Annotated in this window: 21 protein-coding genes; 9 read left to right on the plus strand and 12 right to left on the minus strand. The window is 72.0% G+C overall.

Translation table 11 applies throughout. The features are described from left to right. From D455_RS31455 to D455_RS0123040, 8 genes are all read right to left on the minus strand, one after another. Nucleotides 1–206 (minus strand): hypothetical protein (locus D455_RS31455; RefSeq protein ID WP_040685074.1); only part of this gene is annotated, 206 nt, incomplete at its 3' end. A gap of 6 nt (nt 207–212) precedes the next feature. Then, on the minus strand, nt 213–1,352 hold the full coding sequence (locus D455_RS0123010; protein WP_017573041.1) for a copper transporter: 1,140 nt from the start codon (nt 1,350–1,352) through the stop codon (nt 213–215). Next, nucleotides 1,349–2,521 (minus strand): putative cytokinetic ring protein SteA, encoded by a 1,173-nt coding sequence (gene steA, locus D455_RS0123015; RefSeq protein ID WP_017573042.1) that lies wholly within the window; start codon nt 2,519–2,521, stop codon nt 1,349–1,351. The genes D455_RS0123010 and steA overlap by 4 nt, the downstream gene beginning before the upstream one ends. A 211-nt stretch (nt 2,522–2,732) precedes the next feature. Beyond that, a complete protein-coding gene (recN, locus tag D455_RS0123020; RefSeq protein ID WP_026122898.1) occupies nt 2,733–4,442 on the minus strand; it encodes a DNA repair protein RecN in 1,710 nt (569 codons plus the stop codon). 83 nt (nt 4,443–4,525) lie between these two features. Continuing rightward, the gene (locus D455_RS0123025; RefSeq protein WP_017573044.1) at nt 4,526–5,452 is read right to left on the minus strand and encodes an NAD kinase; all 927 of its coding nucleotides are present in this window, start codon (nt 5,450–5,452) and stop codon (nt 4,526–4,528) included. Between the two features lie 111 nt (nt 5,453–5,563). After that, the gene (locus D455_RS0123030; protein ID WP_017573045.1) at nt 5,564–6,364 is read right to left on the minus strand and encodes a TlyA family RNA methyltransferase; all 801 of its coding nucleotides are present in this window, start codon (nt 6,362–6,364) and stop codon (nt 5,564–5,566) included. A gap of 21 nt (nt 6,365–6,385) precedes the next feature. After that, nucleotides 6,386–6,565, minus strand: a complete 180-nt coding sequence (locus D455_RS0123035; RefSeq protein ID WP_017573046.1) for a hypothetical protein — start codon at nt 6,563–6,565, stop codon at nt 6,386–6,388. A 30-nt stretch (nt 6,566–6,595) separates the two neighbouring features. Beyond that, on the minus strand, nt 6,596–7,339 hold the full coding sequence (locus tag D455_RS0123040; protein WP_017573047.1) for an accessory factor UbiK family protein: 744 nt from the start codon (nt 7,337–7,339) through the stop codon (nt 6,596–6,598). A gap of 201 nt (nt 7,340–7,540) precedes the next feature. Here D455_RS0123040 and D455_RS0123045 point away from each other — a divergent pair, with 201 nt between their 5' ends. The 4 genes from D455_RS0123045 to D455_RS0123060 all read left to right on the plus strand — a co-directional run bounded on the left by D455_RS0123045 (nt 7,541) and on the right by D455_RS0123060 (nt 11,544). Continuing rightward, complete coding sequence (locus D455_RS0123045; protein ID WP_017573048.1) at nt 7,541–7,891, plus strand: SCP2 sterol-binding domain-containing protein; 351 nt, start codon at nt 7,541–7,543, stop codon at nt 7,889–7,891. Between the two features lie 47 nt (nt 7,892–7,938). Beyond that, the gene (locus tag D455_RS0123050; protein ID WP_017573049.1) at nt 7,939–9,231 is read left to right on the plus strand and encodes a DUF1015 family protein; all 1,293 of its coding nucleotides are present in this window, start codon (nt 7,939–7,941) and stop codon (nt 9,229–9,231) included. A gap of 112 nt (nt 9,232–9,343) precedes the next feature. Continuing rightward, nucleotides 9,344–10,150 carry an aminoglycoside N(3)-acetyltransferase gene (locus D455_RS0123055; RefSeq protein WP_017573050.1) on the plus strand — a complete coding sequence of 269 codons (807 nt, stop codon included), beginning with the start codon at nt 9,344–9,346 and terminating at the stop codon, nt 10,148–10,150. Nucleotides 10,151–10,536: 386 nt separating this feature from the next. Then, nucleotides 10,537–11,544, plus strand: a complete 1,008-nt coding sequence (locus tag D455_RS0123060) for an HAD-IIA family hydrolase (RefSeq protein WP_017573051.1) — start codon at nt 10,537–10,539, stop codon at nt 11,542–11,544. Nucleotides 11,545–11,558: 14 nt separating this feature from the next. Here D455_RS0123060 and D455_RS0123065 read toward each other — a convergent pair whose 3' ends face one another. Next, nucleotides 11,559–11,993, minus strand: coding sequence for a single-stranded DNA-binding protein (locus D455_RS0123065; RefSeq protein WP_017573052.1), 435 nt, complete (start codon nt 11,991–11,993; stop codon nt 11,559–11,561). Between the two features lie 286 nt (nt 11,994–12,279). Here D455_RS0123065 and D455_RS0123070 point away from each other — a divergent pair, with 286 nt between their 5' ends. Both D455_RS0123070 and D455_RS0123075 read left to right on the plus strand, forming a co-directional pair. Then, nucleotides 12,280–13,284 carry an MBL fold metallo-hydrolase gene (locus D455_RS0123070; RefSeq protein ID WP_017573053.1) on the plus strand — a complete coding sequence of 335 codons (1,005 nt, stop codon included), beginning with the start codon at nt 12,280–12,282 and terminating at the stop codon, nt 13,282–13,284. A 26-nt stretch (nt 13,285–13,310) separates the two neighbouring features. Next, complete coding sequence (locus D455_RS0123075; RefSeq protein ID WP_017573054.1) at nt 13,311–13,652, plus strand: hypothetical protein; 342 nt, start codon at nt 13,311–13,313, stop codon at nt 13,650–13,652. Nucleotides 13,653–14,226: 574 nt separating this feature from the next. Here the strand turns inward: D455_RS0123075 and D455_RS0123080 are convergent. Continuing rightward, complete coding sequence (locus tag D455_RS0123080; protein WP_017573055.1) at nt 14,227–14,814, minus strand: TetR/AcrR family transcriptional regulator; 588 nt, start codon at nt 14,812–14,814, stop codon at nt 14,227–14,229. 69 nt (nt 14,815–14,883) lie between these two features. Between D455_RS0123080 and D455_RS0123085 the strand changes: the two genes are divergently transcribed. Both D455_RS0123085 and D455_RS0123100 read left to right on the plus strand, forming a co-directional pair. Beyond that, nucleotides 14,884–15,777: an NADP-dependent oxidoreductase gene (locus D455_RS0123085; RefSeq protein WP_026122899.1), complete on the plus strand. Its 894-nt coding sequence runs from the start codon at nt 14,884–14,886 to the stop codon at nt 15,775–15,777. 696 nt (nt 15,778–16,473) lie between these two features. Next, nucleotides 16,474–17,409, plus strand: coding sequence for a GNAT family N-acetyltransferase (locus D455_RS0123100; protein ID WP_017573058.1), 936 nt, complete (start codon nt 16,474–16,476; stop codon nt 17,407–17,409). Here the strand turns inward: D455_RS0123100 and D455_RS0123105 are convergent. Both D455_RS0123105 and D455_RS34925 read right to left on the minus strand, forming a co-directional pair. Beyond that, nucleotides 17,399–17,806 (minus strand): NUDIX hydrolase, encoded by a 408-nt coding sequence (locus tag D455_RS0123105; RefSeq protein ID WP_017573059.1) that lies wholly within the window; start codon nt 17,804–17,806, stop codon nt 17,399–17,401. The two genes, D455_RS0123100 and D455_RS0123105, sit on opposite strands and share 11 nt — an antisense overlap. Nucleotides 17,807–17,871: 65 nt before the next feature. Further along, nucleotides 17,872–18,723 carry a hypothetical protein gene (locus D455_RS34925; RefSeq protein ID WP_017573060.1) on the minus strand — a complete coding sequence of 284 codons (852 nt, stop codon included), beginning with the start codon at nt 18,721–18,723 and terminating at the stop codon, nt 17,872–17,874. Nucleotides 18,724–18,747: 24 nt separating this feature from the next. On the opposite strand from D455_RS34925, the gene D455_RS34930 reads away from it, so the two are divergent. Further along, nucleotides 18,748–19,473 carry a hypothetical protein gene (locus tag D455_RS34930; RefSeq protein WP_206539291.1) on the plus strand — a complete coding sequence of 242 codons (726 nt, stop codon included), beginning with the start codon at nt 18,748–18,750 and terminating at the stop codon, nt 19,471–19,473. Nucleotides 19,474–19,689: the final 216 nt, after the last annotated feature.

Raw genomic sequence — 19,689 nt, forward strand, 5'->3', positions numbered from 1 at the left:
GGCGCGGGCACCTCCACCACGGCGGCGCGGGCCCCGGTCCCCCCGCGTGCGGGGGCGTCCTGCGCGGCGGGACGGCGACGGGTGAGCAGGGCGTAGGCGGTGGAGGCCACCGCGGCCCCGAGCAGGGTTCCGGTCAGGCCCTGGGCCAACAGGCGCGCACGAGGGTGGGACGCGGCCCGGAACGGGCGGGGGAAGGGGAGGGTCATCGGGTGTCACTCCCCGTTCCGGGTCGTACGGCGGGCCTCACCACTCTCGGCGGGTGCGGTGGAGGCGTCCTCCTCCGAGGGCCCCTCCGGTTTCTCCGACCCCTCCTGGGAGGCCTCACGCGGCTCGGGCAGCGGGTCGGGGAGGAATCCCCGGATCCCCTCACCGATGCCGTACGCCCCGCCATCGCCCTCCAGGTCCTCGGCCAGGGCCAGGATCGCGATGATCTCGCCCATGGGGCGCGAGGCCACGTCCACGGTGGCGAAGGGCGCCTCCGAGGCACGCGCCTGGGCGAGCATCCCGTCGCCTCGCGCGGAGGGTCCGTCACCGGCCACGACGGCGGCACCGACCTCCTGGTGCAGGGCGGTGGTGATCGTGGTCAGCACGGCGTTGGCCGCCTCCGGATCCTGCCCCTCGGGAGCGGTTCCGCCCGCGGGGGCGACGACGACCACGGCGTCGGAGGACGCGGCGGGCTCGCCCTCGACCGTGATCAGCCCGCCCTCGGTGAAGGCCTCCAGGACGGCGGCGGGGTCGTAGGCGCCTTCGCTCTCCTCACCCGGAGACGGCGAGGACTCCTCCCCCGGAGCGGACCGCCCGTCCCCGGAGCCCCCGGAGTCCTCGGAGCCCCCGCTTCCCGGGCCGTCCTCCTCCTCGGCGGCGGCCAGGGCGTGGCCGATCTCGGTGCCCGCCTTCTCGTGGGGGCTGCCGGAGAGGTCCTGGGGGGCGTGGGCGACCTGGAGGGACAGCTCGTCGACGAAGGTGGCGTTGCCGCCGTCCAGGAACGCCGCGGTGACCTGGATCCGGCCGACGACCTCCCCGCCCGCCTCCTCCACGCGCCCGGCCAGGGCGTCGGCCGCCTCCTGGTCGGCGCCTGGAGCGGCCACCACCACCACGCCCAGGTCGGCGAGCATGTCGGCGAGCATGTCCTCCGACACCGCCTCGGCCATCTGGTCGGCGCCGGCGTTGACCTGGTCGGCGACGTCGCGCTCGGCGCGCAGGTTCTCGCTCTGGGCGCGCAGGTCCGCGGTCTCGGACTGGAGGGTGTTGAGCAACGGGTCCTGGAGCATGGTGGTTCCCAGGACGAGCCCCACGGTGAGTGCGAGGAACACCGCGATGATGGACACCAGGTGGTAGCGGAAATCGATCACGTCAACAGCCCTGTCAACCAGTAGGAGAACGCGTCCCAGCGCGCCGCGAGAAAGGTGAGGTAGACCTGCCCCGCCGGTGAGCAGTAGGCGGCGACCACGATGGTGAGCAGACAGGCCGCGACCAGTCCGATCAGCGCCCAGGGGGAGATACGCGCCCGGTACAGGCGGCTGACGCCCTTGGCGTCGACGAGCTTGCCGCCCACCCGGAGCCGCGTCAGGAAGGTACTGGCCATGCCCGCCCGGCCCTTGTCGAGGAACTCCTCCAGGGTGGCGTGCGTGCCCACGGCCACGATGAGCGCGGCGCCCGCGCCGTCTGCGAGCATCATCGCAACGTCCTCGCTGGTGCCCGTGGCCGGGAAGACCACCGCCCCGTACCCCAGGTCGGTGAGGCGGGGCAGGCCCGGAGCCCTGCCGTCCCGGTAGGCGTGCACGACCAGTTCGGCCCCGCTCGCCAGTGCCCGGTCCGACACCGAGTCGAAGTCGCCGACGATGATGTCGGGGCGGTACCCGGCCTCCAGGACCGCGTCCGCGCCCCCGTCGACGGCGATGATGACCGGCCGGAACTCGCGGATGTAGGGCCGCAGGGCCGCGATGTCCTCCCGGTAGTGGTAGCCGCGCACCACGATGAGGACGTGGCGGCCCTCCATCTCCGTCTCGATGGCGGGAATGCCGATACCGTCCAGGAGCAGGTCGCGCTCGTACTGGAGGTAGGCCATGGTGTTGGCCGCGAACGCCTCCAGTTGCGTGGCCAGCCCGGCCCGGGCCTCGTCCATCGCGACGCCGACGGTTCCCGGGTCCTGGAGGGTGCCGCGTGCGACGACCTCGTCGCCGCGGTACAGGGTGGCGCCCTCCAAACGGAGCCGCTCCCCGTCGCGGACACGGGTGAACACCTCGGGGTCGACGTCGTCGACCAGCGGGATACCCGCGTCCACGATCATCTCCGGCCCCTGGTTGGGGTAGCGACCGCTGATACTCGTGGCGACGTTGAGCACCGCCGACACACCGCAGCCCACCAGGGCCTCGGCGCTGACGCGGTCCAGGTCGACGTGGTCGATGACCGCGATGTCGCCCGGTCGCAGACGTTTGGTCAGGTTCTTGGTGCGTCGGTCCGAACGGACGGGCGCGACCAGCCCTGTGGGAGCGTCCGCCCGGGTGCGGCGGAACCGCATGACTGTGGCGCTGAGCGCATCCGATACCTTCATCGCTGGCATACTGTCAGAACTCCCCCACGGAGAGTCACCACAGCTGTGAGATCGGCGTGTTCGGGGCGAGGCCGCCGTCTTCACCCCAACGAGGGACGTTGACGACGACCCACCCGGCCCCTACCCCGGGAGGGTCCCAGGTCACACATTGATCACGAAAAGGCAAGGAAGTGCCAGGTCACGCCGCCGGATAGGCCCGCTCCGGGTCGGCGTTGGCGAGCAGCTCCTCGGCGTGGGCGCGCCCCAGCTCGGAGTCCTCCAACCCGGCGAGCATCCGCGACAGTTCCCGGACCCGCCCCCCGCGGTCCAACCGCACCACACCGCTCTCGGTCACCAGGCCCTCGGTGGACTTCTCCACCACCAGGTGGGCGTCGGCGAACGCCGCGACCTGCGGCAGGTGCGTGACCACGATGACCTGCGCGCGCTGGGCCAGACGGGCCAGCCGCCGACCGATCTCCACCGCGGCCTTGCCACCCACGCCCGCGTCGACCTCGTCGAAGACGAACGTGGGCACCGGATCGGCACCGGCGAAGACCACCTCGATGGCCAGCATCACGCGCGAGAGCTCACCGCCCGAGGCGCCCTTGTGCAGGGCCAGCGGCGGGGAACTGGGGTGCGGGGCCAGCAGGAGCTCCACCTCGTCACGGCCGTGCTGGCCGAACTCCTCACCCGTGGTGATCCGCACGCTCACGCGGGCGTGCGGCATGGCCAGCGCGGTCAGCTCCTCGGTCACGGCCGCGCCGAACCGCTCGGCGGCCTCGGTACGGACCCGGGTCAGCTCGGTGGCGGCCTCGTCCATGCGCTCGTGCAGCTCGTCGGCCTCGGCGCGCAGCGCGTCGATGCGCTCGTCGTCGTCCTCCAGGTCGGCCAGCCGCTTGGTCGCGTTCTCGGCCCAGGCCAGCACCTCGTCGGTGGTCTCGCCGTACTTGCGCGAGAGCGAGGTGAGCAGCGCGCGGCGCTCCTGCACCTCGGCCAGACGGGCCGGGTCGGCGTCCACCGACTCGGCGTAGGAGGCCAGGTCGGTGGCGGCGTCGGTGAGGATGTAGGAGGCCTCGTCCAGACGGTCGCCGATCGAGGCCAGATCGGCGTCGTGCTCACGCACCGCCGCCACGGCCTGCCGCGCCCCCGAGAGCAGGGCCGCCACGTCGATCTCCACGTCGGAGGCAGGATCCCCCGCCAGCGCCTCGTGGGCGGTGGTGGCCGCCACCCGCAGACTGTCGGCGTGCGCCAGCCGCGTCTCCTCGGCCAGCAGCTCGGCGTCCTCACCGGGCTGGAGTTCGGCGGCGGCGATCTCCTCCACCCCGAACCGGAGCATGTCGGCCTCCTGGGCGCGCTCACGCGCCCGCTCCACCAACTCCTCCAGTTCCGCCGACACCTCGCGGTGGCGCCGGTAGGCCGCCGCGTACTGCTTGAGCGTCCTGGACAGCTGCTCACCGGCGAAGCGGTCCAGGGAGGAGCGCTGCCGGTCGGCCCGCAGCAGACGCTGCTGGTCGGACTGGCCGTGCACCGCGACCAGGTCGTCGGCCAGGTAGGCGAGCAGGCTCACCGGGGCGGAACGGCCGCCCATGGTGGCGCGCGAACGCCCCTCGGCCGACACCGCGCGGGTGAGGATGAGGACGTCGTCGTCGATGTCACCCCCGGCCTCCAGCACCCGGGTGGCCACCCGTCCGCCCGGGGGGACGGTCAGCCTGCCCTCCACCACGGCCCGGTCGGCGCCCGGACGCACGCGCTGGGGATCGCCGCGCCCGCCGAAGAGCAGCCCGAGCCCCGTGACGACCATGGTCTTGCCCGCGCCGGTCTCACCGGTGACGACGGTCAGCCCCGGTGACAACTCCAAAACGGCGTCGTCAATGACCCCGAGTCCCTGGATACGGACTTCTTCGAGCACCGATCCCTCTCCTGTAGTTGACGCCACTCCTCACACGCGCGTGTACGCACGCGTGCACGGCGTACCAGGACGTGCGGTCCTGGTCAGCGACCGTGCTCGCCCCGCCCGCGCCAGCCCGCGACCGGCAGCCCGAACTTGGCCACCAGCCGGTCGGTGAACGGCGCCCGGTGCAACCGGGCCAACCGAACCGGCGTGTCGGCACGGGTGATCTCGATTCGTGCCCCCGCGGGCAATTCGACCATACGCCGTCCATCGCACCAGAGCACGCCCGGCGCCGTGCCCGGCACCACCTCCAGGGCCACCGTCGCGTTCGGCCCCACGACCAGGGGCCGGGCGAACAGGGCGTGCGCGCTGATCGGCACGACCAGGAGGGCCTCCACGTCCGGCCACACCACCGGACCGCCCGCGGAGAAGGCGTGCGCGGTGGAGCCCGTGGGGGTCGCGCACACCACCCCGTCACAGGCCCAGCGCGACAGCGGACGGTCGTCCATCTCCAGGACGGTCTCCAAGATGCGGCGTGCCTCGCCCTTCTCCAGGGTCGCGTCGTTGAGCGCCCAGTTGCGCACGGGCGGGTCCCCGTCGCCCCGGCCGCCGTTGAAGACCGCCACGTCCAGGGTCATGCGCTCCTCGACGTCGTAGTCGCGGTTGACGACGCTGCGCACGGTCGCGCCCAGGTCCTCGCGTTCGGCCTCGGCGAGGAACCCGACGTGGCCCAGGTTGACCCCGAGCAGGGGCGCTCCGGCCGGACGCGCCATCTCGGCGGCCCGCAACAGGGTCCCGTCACCGCCGAGCACCATGACCAGCTCGGCGCCCTCGGCCGCCTCGCCCGGCTCGACGAGCTCGACCGGGGAGAGCACACAGGCCTCCGCCGCCAGCTCCTCGACCTCGTTCTTGAGCATGCGCACGGTCAGCCCGGCGCGGGTGAGGCTCTCATGGACCAACTGCGCGCTGCGCACCGCGGCGGGCCGACCGGTGTGGGCCAGCAGGAGAACACTGCGTCCGCTGGTCATCGCCGTCCCCTCACGTTCACTCCCCGGCGGGGAGTCTGAGTACTGGCCGGGTGCGTTCGCCATCCCGGCCGGGTCACGTTACCGGACTCCGAGGACACGCTGTCACGATCGCTAGCCCGGCCCCTCCTCCACGGCCCTGGCCAGCGCCTCCGGGGCCAGGGGATCGGCGCCCGCGCGCATCCACAGGAAGTACTCGACGTTGCCCGAGGGCCCCGGGAGCGGACTGGCCGTGACACCGACGGTGCCCAAGCCCAGGGTGAGGGCGTGGGCGGCGACGTCGGACACGGCCTCGGCGCGCAGTTCGGGTTCACGGACCACTCCCCCCGCACCGACCCGGTCCCTGCCGACCTCGAACTGGGGCTTGACCATGAGCACGAAGTCCGCGTCCGGGGACACGCAGTCCCGGAGCGGCCCCAGCACCAGGCGCAGGGAGATGAACGACAGGTCGCCCACGACCAGGTCGGGGCGGGGCTCTCCGATCCGCTCGGGGGTGAGCTCACGAACGTTGACCCGTTCCATCACCCGCACGCGGTCGTTGCTGCGCAGCGACCAGGCGAGCTGGCCGTAGCCGACGTCGACGGCGGTGACGTGGGCGGCCCCGCGCCGCAGCAGCACGTCGGTGAAACCACCGGTCGAGGCCCCGGCGTCCAGGACGCGCCGGTCGGTGACGTCGAACGCGAAGGCGTCCAGGGCCCCGATGAGCTTGTGGGCGCCCCGGGAGACGTAGGGGGGTTCGTCGGAGGGTGGGCGGACCACGATGGGCTGGTCCTGGCCGACCTGGGTCGCGGCCTTGGAGGCCACGATCCCCGCGACCTTGACGAATCCGCCCTCGATGATCTCGGCGGCGTGTCCGCGGGAACGTGCGTGCCCGCGACGGACCAGTTCCGCGTCGAGCCGGGTGCGTTTTGCCATGGTTACCTAGGATACCGGGGGTTACTCGGGGGTGTTCGCGCCCCGGTCGAGTGCCCCCAGCACGCCGGACAGCTCCTGGTGCAGGGAGTCGAAGACCGCGACGTGCTCGGCGGTGGGCAGGGTCTCCAACGACTCCAACCGCTCTCTGGTGCTGCGGAGGGTCTGCTCGGCCAGTGCCTGGGCCTGATCCTCGGGGTTCATGTCTCTCCCGGTGTTCGCGCTGCTCCGACCCTACTTCTTCGTGCCACCCCTGTTCTTGGTGGTGCGTTTGGTACCGGAGCGCGGGCGGGAGTTCTTGGCGGTGGTCCGGGGCTTCTTGGCCGCGGTCCTCCTGGCGGTGGCCGTCTCACCCTCGGCGTCGTCCCCGCCCCCGTCCTCGGGAGTGTCCGGGCCGCCGGAGGATCCGGTCTCCTTCGTGTCCGGGGTGTCGGAGGTCTCCTCGACCGTGCTCCGCGCGGTGTCGTCGGCCTCCTCGGCGTCGGCGCCCTCCTCGGCGGGCACGGCCCCGGCCGCCTCGGTGGCACCGGTGTCGTCGGCGTCGTCGGTGGGGGCTCCGGGCGCCGCGGTGTCCGGGGCGCGCAGCGGCGAGGAGGCCCCGACGCCCACGGGGGCCAGCGCACGCTCGACCACCTGGCGGGCGGCCAGACGGCGTTCGAGTTCGGCGACCCGGCGCACCAGCCGCTCGTGCTCCGCGCGGGGGACGACGTCCATCCGCTCCAACTGCCGCTCGACCTCGGAGCGGACCAGGTCGGCGATGGCCGCACGGTTGGACTGGCTGGTCTCGATGAGCTCCCCGGCCAGAGTCTGGATGCTCTGCCCCACCCGGGGCGGCATGTTCTCGCTCTCACCTGCGGACGGGGAGGCCGAACCGCTGGCCCTCAACAGGGTCTTGGCCGCGGCGACGGCCTGCTTGCGCGAGAGTTCGGTGAGGCCACTGGCGGCATCGAGGTAGGTGCGTACCGCGTCGACGACCATGATTCAGGTGCTCCTTGGTGGGACCGCGAAAGGAAGGAAGGGGCCGGGGCGCAGGAGGGGGAGCCACTACGCGACGGGGGGTTCGTGGTCAACGCTACCGGGGCGGAACCGCCGTTGACACGCGAACTCCGAAGGTCGCCCCGTTCGTCCTGATGGCCACAGGAGGATTCCGTTACCCCTCGGTTGGGGCATGATGTGCCCATGAGCAGCATTGACGCGTGTCTCGCCGGTATCGAGAAGGTGAACCAGCGCATCCTCGCCCGGTCCGAGGAGGAGCGCCGCAAGCACATCCGTGAGCGCTCCCTCAGCGTGGTGACCCCCGACCTGGAGACCGCCTTCGACATGCGGCTCACCCTGGATGGCCTGGTCGACGTCACCCCCCGTCCCCTGGAACGGCCCGCATCACGACCGCAGGTGAGGATCACCGTGGACAGCGACGACCTGGTCGCCCTGGCCGAGGACCGCATGGACGCGGCCAAGGCCATCTTCGGCCGCAGGGTGAAGGTGGACGCCAGCGTCGGTGACCTGATGCGCCTGCGAAAGCTGCTCTGACCCCGCCGCCCGCCCGACCGCCCTCCGGTGACGGGTACCTTGCTGGGATGCCACGCCAACCTCTCGAACTGGCCCCCTTCCGCGGCCTGCGCTACGTGGATCCGGACGTGGACCAGTTCATCGACGGGGAGTTCGACCTCGCACGACTCCTGGCCCCGCCCTACGACATCCCCGACGCGCACGAGGCACGCGAACTCCAGCGTTCCGACCCGCACAACGCGGCGCGGGTCACCCTGCCCTTCGAGCTGGGCAGACACGGCACCGGCGGCACGGGAGCGACCGCAACGCACCGCTACCGCGCCGCCGCCGACCTGCTGCGCGACTGGATCGGCGGCGGGGTGCTCGCCCTGGACGAGCGACCCGCGCTGTACGTGTACGAGCAGGTCACGGCGGACGGACGCCGCCAACGGGGACTGGTGGGCAACCTGCGCCTGCCCGAGGAGGACACCGAACCCGCGGTACGGCCGCACGAGGACGTGGCCGACCCGCCCGTGCGCGACCGGTTCAACCTCATGGCCCTGGCGCGGGCCAACCTCGAACCGATCTTCCTGGTCTACCGGGGCGGCGGCGGCACCGCGTCGGCCGCGACCGAGGCCGTGACGGGGGACCCGCTGGTGTCCGCGCGCACCCGCGACGGCGCCGAACACCGGCTGTGGGCCGTGACCGACCCCGCGAGGCTGCGTCGGATCACCGACGATCTGGCGGACCGGTCCGCGCTGATCGCCGACGGACACCACCGCTACGCCGCCTACCGGCGTCTGCACGCCGCGTACGACGACCCGGGCTGGCGGTACGGGCTGGCCCTGCTGGTGGACAGCGACACCCACCCGCCCCGCCTGGGCGCCATCCACCGGGTCCTGCCCGGGCTGGACGCCGACACCGCGGTCGGGGCCGCCCGGACGGTGGCCGCGGTGGAACGGATCCCCGCCCTCTCCGACGAGGCCCTGTCCACGGTGGAGCCCCCCGCCCTGCTGCTGGTCTCCGCCGCGGGGGACACCCACCTGGTGCACGGCTTCGACGAGGACGTCCTGGAGCGCGCCATGCCGGACCGCTCCCCCGAGTGGCGCCACCTGGCGACGGCGGCCCTGCACGAGGTGCTCATGCCGTTGTGGGAGGTGTCAGAGGAGCGGGTGCGGATGGTGCACGACGACTCGGCCGAGGCGGTCGCCGCGGCACGCGACGAGAGGGGCACCGCCGTCATCGTGCCCGCGCTGGGAGTGGAGCAGGTGTACGCGGTGGCCGACCGGGGAGAACTGACCCCCCGCAAGTCCACGTCGTTCGGCCCCAAACCGCGCACGGGACTGGTCATGCGCCTCGTGGAGTCAGCTCCTCGGTCCTGAAGGGACCGAGCATGCGGTTGGACCACCACGCTATATCCGCTGGTCCCGGACCGGCTTCTCCTGTACGCATGAGGACCTGACCCTGTTCCCTCCCTCACGAGGAGCCCACCGCGTGTCCGACGACGCGAAGAACCCCGGACGCCCGCAGACCCGTACCTCCCTGTCCCGCGACCTGACCGCGCTGGGGATCGTTCCCGGGGACACCCTCCTCGTGCACTCCTCACTCAGTTCGCTGGGTTGGGTGTGCGGCGGGGAACAGACGGTCGTCCAGGCCCTGCTGGACGCCGTCGGCTCCGAGGGAACCCTCGTCGTGCCCACCCAGACCATGGACAACACCGACCCCGAGCAGTGGGGGGATCCCCCGGTCCCCGAGGACTGGTGGCCGACCATCCGCGCGGAGACACCCGGGTTCGACCCGCACCGGACACCGAGCAGGCGCATGGGACGCCTCCCGGAGATGGTACGGACATGGCCCGGGGCGGTCCGCAGCCAGAACCCGCAGACCTCCTTCGCCGCACTCGGCCCCCGTGCCCACGACCTCATGGACCGGCACCCGGTCGACTGCCGTCTGGGCGAGGACTCCCCGCTCGCCGCCCTGGAGGGGGTCCGGGCGCGGGTCCTGCTGCTGGGAGCGGGCTTCGACGCCTGTACCGCCTTCCACCTGGCCGAGTACCGGATCCCCGGTCCGCGCCTGGAGGAGTGCGGGTGCGCGGTCCTGACCCCCGACGGCGGCCGGGAGTGGACCACCTTCAGCGACGTGTTCCTCGACGAGGCCGACTTCGCACGGTTGGGCGCCGACTTCGAGGACACCGGAGCCGTGACGTCGGGCCCCGTGGGCGAGGCCACCGCACGGCTGTTCTCCCTCCCGGGGGCGGTGGCGTTCGCGGCCAGTTGGATGACCGTCAACCGGGACGCCTGACCCGGACGACCGGAGCGGGCGCCCTCCCTCCGCCAGCGCCCACCGGACCGGAGCTCCCGCCATCGCTCCACCCACCTCCGGAGCAACGCGCCTCCTCGCTTCACCCGGGGCCCAGGACGGCCCACCCGCACCCCGGGGAACGGAGTCCTCCGTCCCAGGACGCACCCCCGACGGCACGGCCCGCTCATGGCCGAGGACACCCCGGACGATCCCGGCCACGCGACGATCCCCGTCACCGGACACCGGCCGCGCGCGGGGAGTGCGCTCCGGGCGCCCCCGCGCGACACAGCGCACACCCCGACCGCGAGCACACGGTCGCGGCCGACGGAACCGGCGCCATAGCCTGGACAACGACCACTCACAACGCACGGAACGGGTTCCCCGACATGTCCCTGCTCGCCGCAGACCGTCCCCTGAACGAGATCCACGACGCGATGCTCCTGGACCTGGACGGGGTCGTCTACATCGGCCGGCGGGCCGTCCCCACGGCACCGGAGGCGGTGGGCAAGGCGCGCGCCGCGGGAGCACGGGTGGCGTTCGTGACCAACAACGCCGGACGGACCCCGGCACGGATCGCCGAGCACCTCACGGAGCTGGGCGTGGGCGCCGCCCCCGAGGACGTGGTGACCTCCGCCGAGGCCGCCGCCCGCCTGGTCGGTGAACGCTACCCGGCCGGTTCGGAGGTGCTGGTGGTGGGCGACACCGCGCTGCGCCAGGCGGTGCGCGGAATGGGGCTGCGCCCGGTCTCGGTCGACACCGGCTCGGTGGTGGCCGTGGTGCAGGGGTACTCCCGCGCCATGACCCGTGACCTGCTCGACCAGGGCACGATCGCGGTGCTGCGCGGCGCGTTCTACGTGGCCAGCAACAACGACGCCACCGCGCCCGGCGAGTGGGGGCTGACCCCCGGCAACGGATCCTTCGTCCGGGTCATCGCCAACGCCACCGGGGTCGAACCGGTCATCGCCGGAAAGCCCATGCTCCCCCTGCACGAGGAGGGCATCCTGCGTACCGGTGCGCGCAACCCCCTGATCGTGGGCGACCGGCTGGACACCGACATCGAGGGTGCGACCGCGCACGGCGCGGCCGGGATGCTGGTGCTGTCCGGGGTGGCCACCCCGATGGACGCGCTCGCCGCACCCGAACACCAGCGTCCCCGCTACCTGGCGCGGGACCTGTCCGGGATGAACCAGACGCACCCGGCGGTGGTCCGCGAGGGTGACCGCACACGCTGTGAGGGGTGGACGGTGACCGTCACCGACGGCGCACCGCGGATCGAGGGGTCGGGCGACCGGCTGGACGGGCTGCGCGCGCTGTGCGCGGCGGTGTGGGCGGACGGGTCGGTGGACCCGTCCGGCACGGCCGCACGGGAGGCGCTGGCCCACCTGGGCTGGTGATCGCAGACGCGGCCTCACCGGTCCACCTCCTCCGGGGAGCGGCGGCCGACCGCCCGCACCAGGGTCGCGGTCCTGGCCTCCACCTCGCACACGCTGCGCACGCCCTCACGGACGCGCCAGGTGCGGCGCCGCAGTTCCCCCGTCATCCGGACCACGTCACCCAGCCGCCAGGTACGGACCTCCTCGTGCAGAACACGGTCGAAGCTGGCGCAGGTGATCGAGTCCGACCGGTGCGCGCCGTAGCGGCTGTCGGACGGCCGCACCACGCAGACCCGCCACGTGGCCAACCGGTCGCCGCTGGGCAGTTCACGGATGAGGGGTTCGGCGGTGATCCGCCCGGCCACGAGGATCTCGTTGCGGTGCTCCGGTTCCCGGCGGTCCCGCTGCCGGGGTTGGGACGGAGGGGGCGGGGCGGCCCCGTTCGAGACGACCACGGACTCCTGGTGCATGTGTACGTCCTCCCTGGACTGGAGAGCGGGAAACGGGAGCGACGCGGTGGAGGGGACGCGGGGCCGTGACCGACGGTGACCGACGGTGGGGCCGTCCGCGTGAGGTGCGGCGTGCGCTCTGTCTCCAGGATCCCCCGACGGAGGATCGGCGAAAAGGCCCCTTCGAAGGCTGTGGACAACCGGGGCGACCCCGCCCCGGCCAGCGGTGACACCCTTGTCCTAGAGTCGGATTCTCTCCGGTTCGGCCCCCGAACCGCACGACGACCGAGGAACAGGGGTACTTGCAGTGCACGACGACGTGGACGTGAGCGGCCTGCCCGAGGGGATCACCCCGCTGGGCGATGACATCTTCGCCATCGACACGATGCTCGCCGGGTACCCGGGGATCGTGTCGAGTTACCTCATCCGCTCCGAACGGCCCTGCATCGTCGAGGTCGGTACGGCCGGTTCCGCACGGGTCCTGCACGAGGCCGTCACCCGGCTCGGGCTGGCGCCCGAGGACCTGGCCACCATCGTGGTCACCCACATCCACCTGGACCACGCGGGCGGAACCGGCGACATGGCGGCCCTCTTCCCCAACGCCGAGATCGTCGTGCACGAGCGCGGCGCCCGCCACCTGGCCGACCCGAGTCGGCTGATGCGCAGCGCGGCGATGGTGTGGGGCGACCGGCTGGACAGTCTGTTCGGGCGGATGAACCCCACCGAGGGAACACGCATCCGCGCGGTGGCCGAGAGCGGTGAGATCGACCTGGGCGGCGGACGCAGGCTGGTGACGCACTACGCGCCCGGCCACGCCAAACACCACATGGGCCTGGTCGACACCCTCACCGGCGACCTGTACGTCGGTGACGCTCTGGGCGTGTACAAGCCGCTCACCGGCGAGGTCAGCCCCGCCACCCCGCCGCCGGACTTCGACATGGAGGCGTGTCTGCGCACCCTGCGGCTGTTCGGGGACATCGGCGCCCAGCGTCTGATGTTCTCGCACTTCGGCGCGGTCACGTCGGTCACCGAGACCATCGACCGGGCCGAGGCGGAGCTGCGACTGTGGGTGGAGACGGTGCGCGAGTCCCACGGCGTCACGGGAGACCTGGACCACGCGATCGCCATGGTCCGGGACAAGGTCGTCTCGCGCTACAAGCCGATGCCGCCGGAGGCCGCCCCGGAGACCACCGCGATCCTGGACACCCTCAGTGGCGCGGAGGCCAACGTGTCCGGCATCGTGCACTGGCTGGACAGGCTCGCCCAGGAGCAGGCCGAAGCCCGGCGCGCGGAGGAGGAGAGGCGCGCCTAGGCCACCCCGACCCGGGCGCCCGGGCGGTGTGTGAGCCCGACGCCGAACCGGCCCCCGCCAACGTGTGGTTCCTCCGGGGATGGTTCCCCTACGGGCCAGAGGACCCCGAACACCGCAGCGCCGGCCACCACGTGGCCGCCGACGTCGACCCGGACGGCCAGCTCCCGGCCGGGTGGGGCAGCGACGGCGGGGGCCACCACCATGTCAACCGGGTCCTGGCGCACTGGCAGGCCTCCGGTGAGGATCAACCTGCCCCGAACGTGTCGCACGTGTGCGCCGACGGAGCCGACTGGGAGCTGCTCCGGCACGCCGGGCTCTGGCAGGCCGGGGTGCTGCCCGCCCTGCCAGGGCACAGCCACGACCACTAGAACCCAAGCAGCGGTTGTGAGGGCCTTTCTGCTGTTCACGGCATACGTGTGAACCGGTGGACCGGCGGCGGCCTCGCCGTCCCTTCGTGGGGAGGGGGCCGGAGGTTGTGTCCAGGGCGTCGATGATTTGCGCAGGCGTTCTGCGCTGGCGCGGTTCCTCCAGCGCCAGGCGCACGACCGCAGGGGTGGCGTCCTCCTTGCGCTGGGCCACTCCGGCCGCGCGCACCTGCCAGAACCAGTCCACCAGGTCCTCGCTGAGGTGGGCCTCGGTCGAGGGCGGCCGCGTTCGCTTCTCCGCCGCTCGATCCGGTGCCCTCTTCGTCTTCGATGCCTTCGCCGCGGCTGCGGGTGTGTCCGCGTGCCCAGACGCGGGCGCGTCGGTCTGCCCGGGAACGGGTGCGCTGGCATCCATGTTTGCCGGTGTACCGCTGTCCACCCGATCGGGGACGGGGCGTGGGAGGGGTGCGCCGCGTGATCTCGATGCGCACCCACGCCTCCTCGGGAGTCGAGTCCCGGCGTTCGGCGACCTGTCTCAGCTCGCCCCGGCGCCCGCCCTACCTGGAGGAACAGTTCCTCACGTACGTCGAGAAGGGCGGGTGGCCTCCCAGGCTGCCTCGATCATCCAAAAGATCTCGTCCACTGCGGCCTCCGGTTCGGCCGCTTCACGGGCCAGCGAATAGGCGTCGATCACAAACCTCGCGATCGTCCGGCTCGCCGTTGCGGTCCGTGACAGTTCGGGATCGGCTGCGATGGCTGTTGCCAGCGCCTCGGCGTGGCGCAGCCTCACCGACTCCTCGTATCTCCGCAGGGCGGGTGATTCGTCGATCATGCGCCATATCGGGGCGGCGCTGTCCGCCGTGCAATGTCGCACCAGGGCCTGGATCTCGTTGCGCAGGGCGGGGATGAGCGGCTCGTGCGGCGCCCGGTCGGTGACCGCCTGCGTGAGGCGTTGCTCGAAGTCCTCGTCCTGCTCGAAGACCAAGGCCTCTTTGGAGGCGAAGTGGGAGAAGAGCGTGGTGACGGCCACGTCGGCCTCAGCGGCCACTTCACGGATACCCACCGCGTCGTACCCGCGTTCCAGGAAGAGCCGCAGGGCGGTGTCAGCGATCTTCTGGCGGGTCGCGGCCTTCTTACGCTCACGGCGTCCGGACGGTACGGTCATGCGTTGACACTATCAAGTGCGAAGCCATAGCAGGTTCGAAAAGCTAACTGTTAGTGTTACGGTCTCCGCATGAAGAGAGTGAGCTTCGCCGAGTTCGGCGGTCCGGACGTTCTACGACTCGTGGACGCCGAGGAGCCCCACGCAGGCCCCGGCCAGGTACGCATCGCCGTGCGGGCGGCGGGCGTGAATCCCGTCGACTGGAGGGTCCGTGAAGGCCAGATCCTGAAGGCCCATCCGATCGAGTTGCCCGCCGGAGTCGGACTGGACGCCGCCGGGGTGGTGGACGAGGTCGGGGAGGGCGTCGAAGGGGTCGAGGTCGGCGACCACGTGTTCGGCGAAGGCTCCAGCACCTATGCCGAGTTCGCCGTGCTGTCGGCCTGGGCCCGTATGCCCGAGGGGCTGACGTTCGAAGAGGCCGCCGGATACCCCTCCGTGGTGGAGGCCGCGCTGCGCATCATCCGCGAGGTCGGTGTGCAGCCTGGACAGACACTGCTGGTCAGCGGTGCGTCCGGGGGAGTCGGATCGGCGGTGCTGCAGATCGCCCACGACCGCGGCATCACGGTGATCGGCACCGCCGGGGCCGCGAACCAGGACTATCTGCGAAGCCTGGGTGCCCTCGCCACCACGTACGGCGAGGGCTGGGTCGAGCGGGTGCGGCAGCTCGGCCAGGTCGACGCAGCCCTCGATCTGGCCGGTTCTGGCGTCATCCGCGAGCTCATCGAACTGACCGGAGACCCGCGGAAGGTGGTCTCCATCGCCGACCTCGGCGCGCCGGAGCTCGGTGTCCGGTTCTCCGGCGTGGCCGGGAGCGTGCCGGATGCGCTCGCCGAGGCCGTCGGCCTCATCGCGCGGGGAAGACTCCGCATCCCGGTCGAGAGGTCGTACACACTCGCCGAGGCCGCGGCCGCACACATCGACAGCCAGGCCGGTCACACACGCGGGCGCCGGGTCGTGGTCGTCTGAGCCGGTTCCTGCACGGTCGCACGGCCCGGCAGGCTGACCTTGGTGGTGCCGAAGGCGCGGTGCAGCACGTGCGGCCCGAACGCCTCCCCGTCGTCGGCCGGCCCGATGCCCGCTGCCGCCCCGAGCGCGCACACCACCGCGTACCGCCAACGAACGAACGACTCAGGACACCGGCTGTACCCGGTCAGGACGTTGACGAGGTGGAAGTCCCCTCACGGGAACCAGTAACCGCCGGGCAGATGCGCACGCTCCTGGAGGGCGTGGCCGACGATGTTCCTCTCCTGGCCCTGTTCGGCCCCCGGCTGAGGCCACCCCATATGCAGCAGTGGGAGATCGTGGCCACCGACTACGTCCTGCGAGGCGCACCCCCTGAGGGAGTTCGGGCTCACTACGCCTTCCGCCTTCGTGAGACAGACGTGTGGGCACTGGGCACCTTTTCAGCTCCACAAAGAGCCCAAGAGTTGAAAAGCTGGCTTCGTAAGCAGGTCAGAAGCATGGAAAGCCCACCACCGGTGCGCGTCTGAGCCCTCCACCGGCGGATCAGTCATCCCATCCTCCGCCTTTCCGGCCCCGGTGCGCGGACGCCCGCGCACCGGGGTGCCACCTCCCTCGGCTTCGGCCGGGCCCGGGTGCGGGTTCCGTGGACCTGTGGAAAACCGGATGCGCCCGGGACGCCTCCCACCTAGCCTCGCTCGCATGACGATCGAGATCAGGCCCATGGAACGGGCTGACATCCCCCGGGTCCTCCCCCTCGTGCGCGCGGGTCACCCCTGTCGCGTACTCACCGAGGAGGCCATGCGCTGGCGGTTCGACCACCCCTCACCCGGCAGCAGCGAAACCGCCCTGCTCGCGGTGGAGGACGGTGCCGTGGTGGGATTCCTGCGTTCCGTGCTGCGGCACGACGGAAGCAACCCCCGCAGTGGTCGGTCCTCCCTCACCACGGTCGCCGCGTCACATCGGGGCACGGACCTGGGTGCCCGTCTGTTGGACGCCTCGGAGCACCGGCTGACGGAGGCCGGAGCCGAGGTCCTGCGCACCGAGGCAGCCGAGGAGGGTGTCCAGGTCGGCGGCGAGGTTTTCCGGCGGGTGGTGCTGGACCGCGGGTACACGCCGGAGGAGAGCCACCGCGTCCTGGGCCTGGACCTGTCCGTGCTCCCCGATCCCCCGGACGCCCCCGAAGGGGTCGAACTGCGGCCCTTCACCGACTACGCCGACGACCCGCGCGCGATCTACGAGGTCGACAGGCTCACCACCCTGGACGAGCCGGGCGCGGACTCGTGGTTCCCGGACTACGGGGGATGGCGCAGGGAGATGTGGGGGCATCCGCTCGCCGCGTTGGACCTGTGCCTGTTGGTGCTGGTCGAGGGCGTACCGGCGGCCGTCACCTGCTACGGGTCCGATGGAGCCGCCCGTGTGGAGTCGTCCATGACCGGCACCCTGCGGGAGTTCCGGGGACGCGGGCTGGCCGGGTACGCCAAGACCATGGCACTGCACCGGGCCCGGGAGCGGGGCGTCAGGTACGCCTACACCGGCAACCACGAGGACAACGCGCCGATGCTGGCCATCAACAACCGGCTCGGCTACGCCCCGGTCGGCTCCGAGACCGTCTACGTCAAGCGGCTCAGGGGATAGGCGCCCCGGGCAGCCCCAACTCCCGGAGCAGGTGGGCGTAGAGGCCGTCGGCCCAGGAGAGTTCCTCGTCGGAGGGCAGAACGTCGAAGGCCCGCGCCTCCACGGTCTCGAACTCCCCGGTGAGGGGCGCCAGAGCGGTCACCCGCGCGTGGGTGACCACGGTGACGTGCCCGCCGGACAGCACGTAGTGGCCGACGGGCCTGACCTCGCCGAGGGTGGCACCGGCCTCCTCCCAGGCCTCGCGACGCGCGGTGTCCTGGAGGGTCTCCCCCGGTTCCGCGTGTCCGCCGGGGAACTCCCAGGCACGGCGCCGGTGGCGTACCAGCAGGGGCCGGTCACCGACGTAGGTCAGGCACACCACCGAGTCGTGGGTGCCGGGGAGGGTCCCCAGACGCACGACGGCACCGCCGAGCGGCGCTCCGCCGCCCGACGGTGTGGTCTCGTCGGCCTCGTGGAAGGGGCTCAGTCCCGGTTTCCGCGGTCGCGGTAGTCGGGGCCCCGGTCACGGTCCCCGTCCCCGTAGTCGCGGTCCCGACCGTGGTCACGGTAACCCCGGTCGCGGTCACCGTCACGGTCACGGTAGCCGGGTCCACGGTTGCCGTGGTCGCGCACACGGTCGTAGTGCTGCTCGTCCCCGTCTCCCTCACCGCCGCGGGGAGAGGCCTTCTCCGGTTCCGCCGGAAGCTCCTGCTCCTCGGCGTCGGTCCAGACGATGCCGTCCTCGGCGTCGTAGTCGACGAGCTCCATCCCCTCCAGGGCGGCGAGGCGCTCGTCGGCGTCGGTGACCCCGTCACTGTCCACGGCCGAGGCGCGCGAGAAGTACTCGCGGGCGTCGTCCTCCCGGCCCAGCTCCTCCAGGACGTCGGCGTAGGCGTAGAAGAGACGGGCGATCCACGGGCGGGCGCGCCGCTCCTTGAGCTCGGGCACCTGGAGTTCGGCCAGCGCGGCCTTGGCGTCTCCCATGTCCCGTCGGGCTCCGGAGGCGACGATGCGCAGCTCGATGCGGTCGGCGGCGTCCAGGTTCCTGGCCGCGGGGTCGCCGGCGATCTCCAGCGCCCGTTCGGGACGGCCCAGACCGCGTTCACTGTCGGCCATGATGGCGAGGAAGTTGTCACGCCCACTCATCCGGCGCGCGGCGCGCAGGTCGGACAGGGCCTCCTGCCACTTGCCCACGGTGTACGCGGCCACACCCGAGGCCTCACGCACACCGGGCACACGCGAGGCCTTGCGGCGCGCGTAGGAAGCGTGGGCGTAGGCCCTTTCGGGGTCCTCGTCCAGGAACATGCCGGCGGCGACGATGTGCTTGCCGATCAACTCGGCCAGCGACTTGGGCAGGGAGTGCAGATCGCGCTTGGTCTCGGAGTCCAGCTGGGAGTAGCTGACCTCCTCCGGGAGCTGGGGCGCGATGTCCGCCGGGTCGCGCTCCTCACGCGGGCCACGGCGGTCACGGTTGTCACGACGGTCGTCGCGGCCGCGGTAACCGCCCCGACGGTCGCCCCTGCGGTCGTCGCGTCCACGGAATCCGCCACCACGGCGATCGTCACGACCGCGATGGCCACCGCCGCGACGGTCGCCCCCACGGTCGTCCCGGCCGCGGTACCCACCGCGATCGCGGTCATCGCGGCGATCACCGCCGCGGTAACCGCCCCGGTCACGATCGTCGCGGTCCCGGTAGCCACCACGCCGGTCGTCCCTACGGTCGTCGCGGCGGTCATTGCGGCCGCGGTAACCGCCCCGATCACGGTCGTCACGGCTACGGAAACCTCCACCGCGACGGTCGTCACGATCGCGGAATCCGCCACCACGGCGATCGTCGCGACCCTGGTAACCACCGCGGTCCCGGTCATCACGGCGGTATCCCCCGCGCCGGTCACCACGGCCTCTGTCGTCTCTCGAACCGCTGTAGCCGGACCGGGCGCGGGGTCCGTCACCGCGTCCCCGACCACCAGGCCCACCGGAGCGGTAACCCCCGCGCTCGTTGGCTCCGGAGTCCTCGCGGTCTCCCGATCGGCTGTCCTCAGTCATCAACCCGTCCGTCAACACTCAAAAGCGCTGCCACCTTGACCAGTAGCAGCGCGTCATAGTACTCGTGCCCTCCAGCTTACGACATGGTGCCGCTGCTCCTCACCAGAGCGCAGGTGCCCCAGGTCGCACTCGCCAGCGCTGTCGACCGAAAGCTGGGGGCGTCCCACGGCTGGAGAAGCCGAAGAACCCCCACCCCGCCAGAAACCGGACCCAGCACGAAGCTACCCACCCCAGTGCACAAACGCACAAACCACC

Source organism: Nocardiopsis halotolerans DSM 44410 (genome assembly GCF_000341065.1).
GTDB classification, from domain to species: domain Bacteria; phylum Actinomycetota; class Actinomycetes; order Streptosporangiales; family Streptosporangiaceae; genus Nocardiopsis; species Nocardiopsis halotolerans.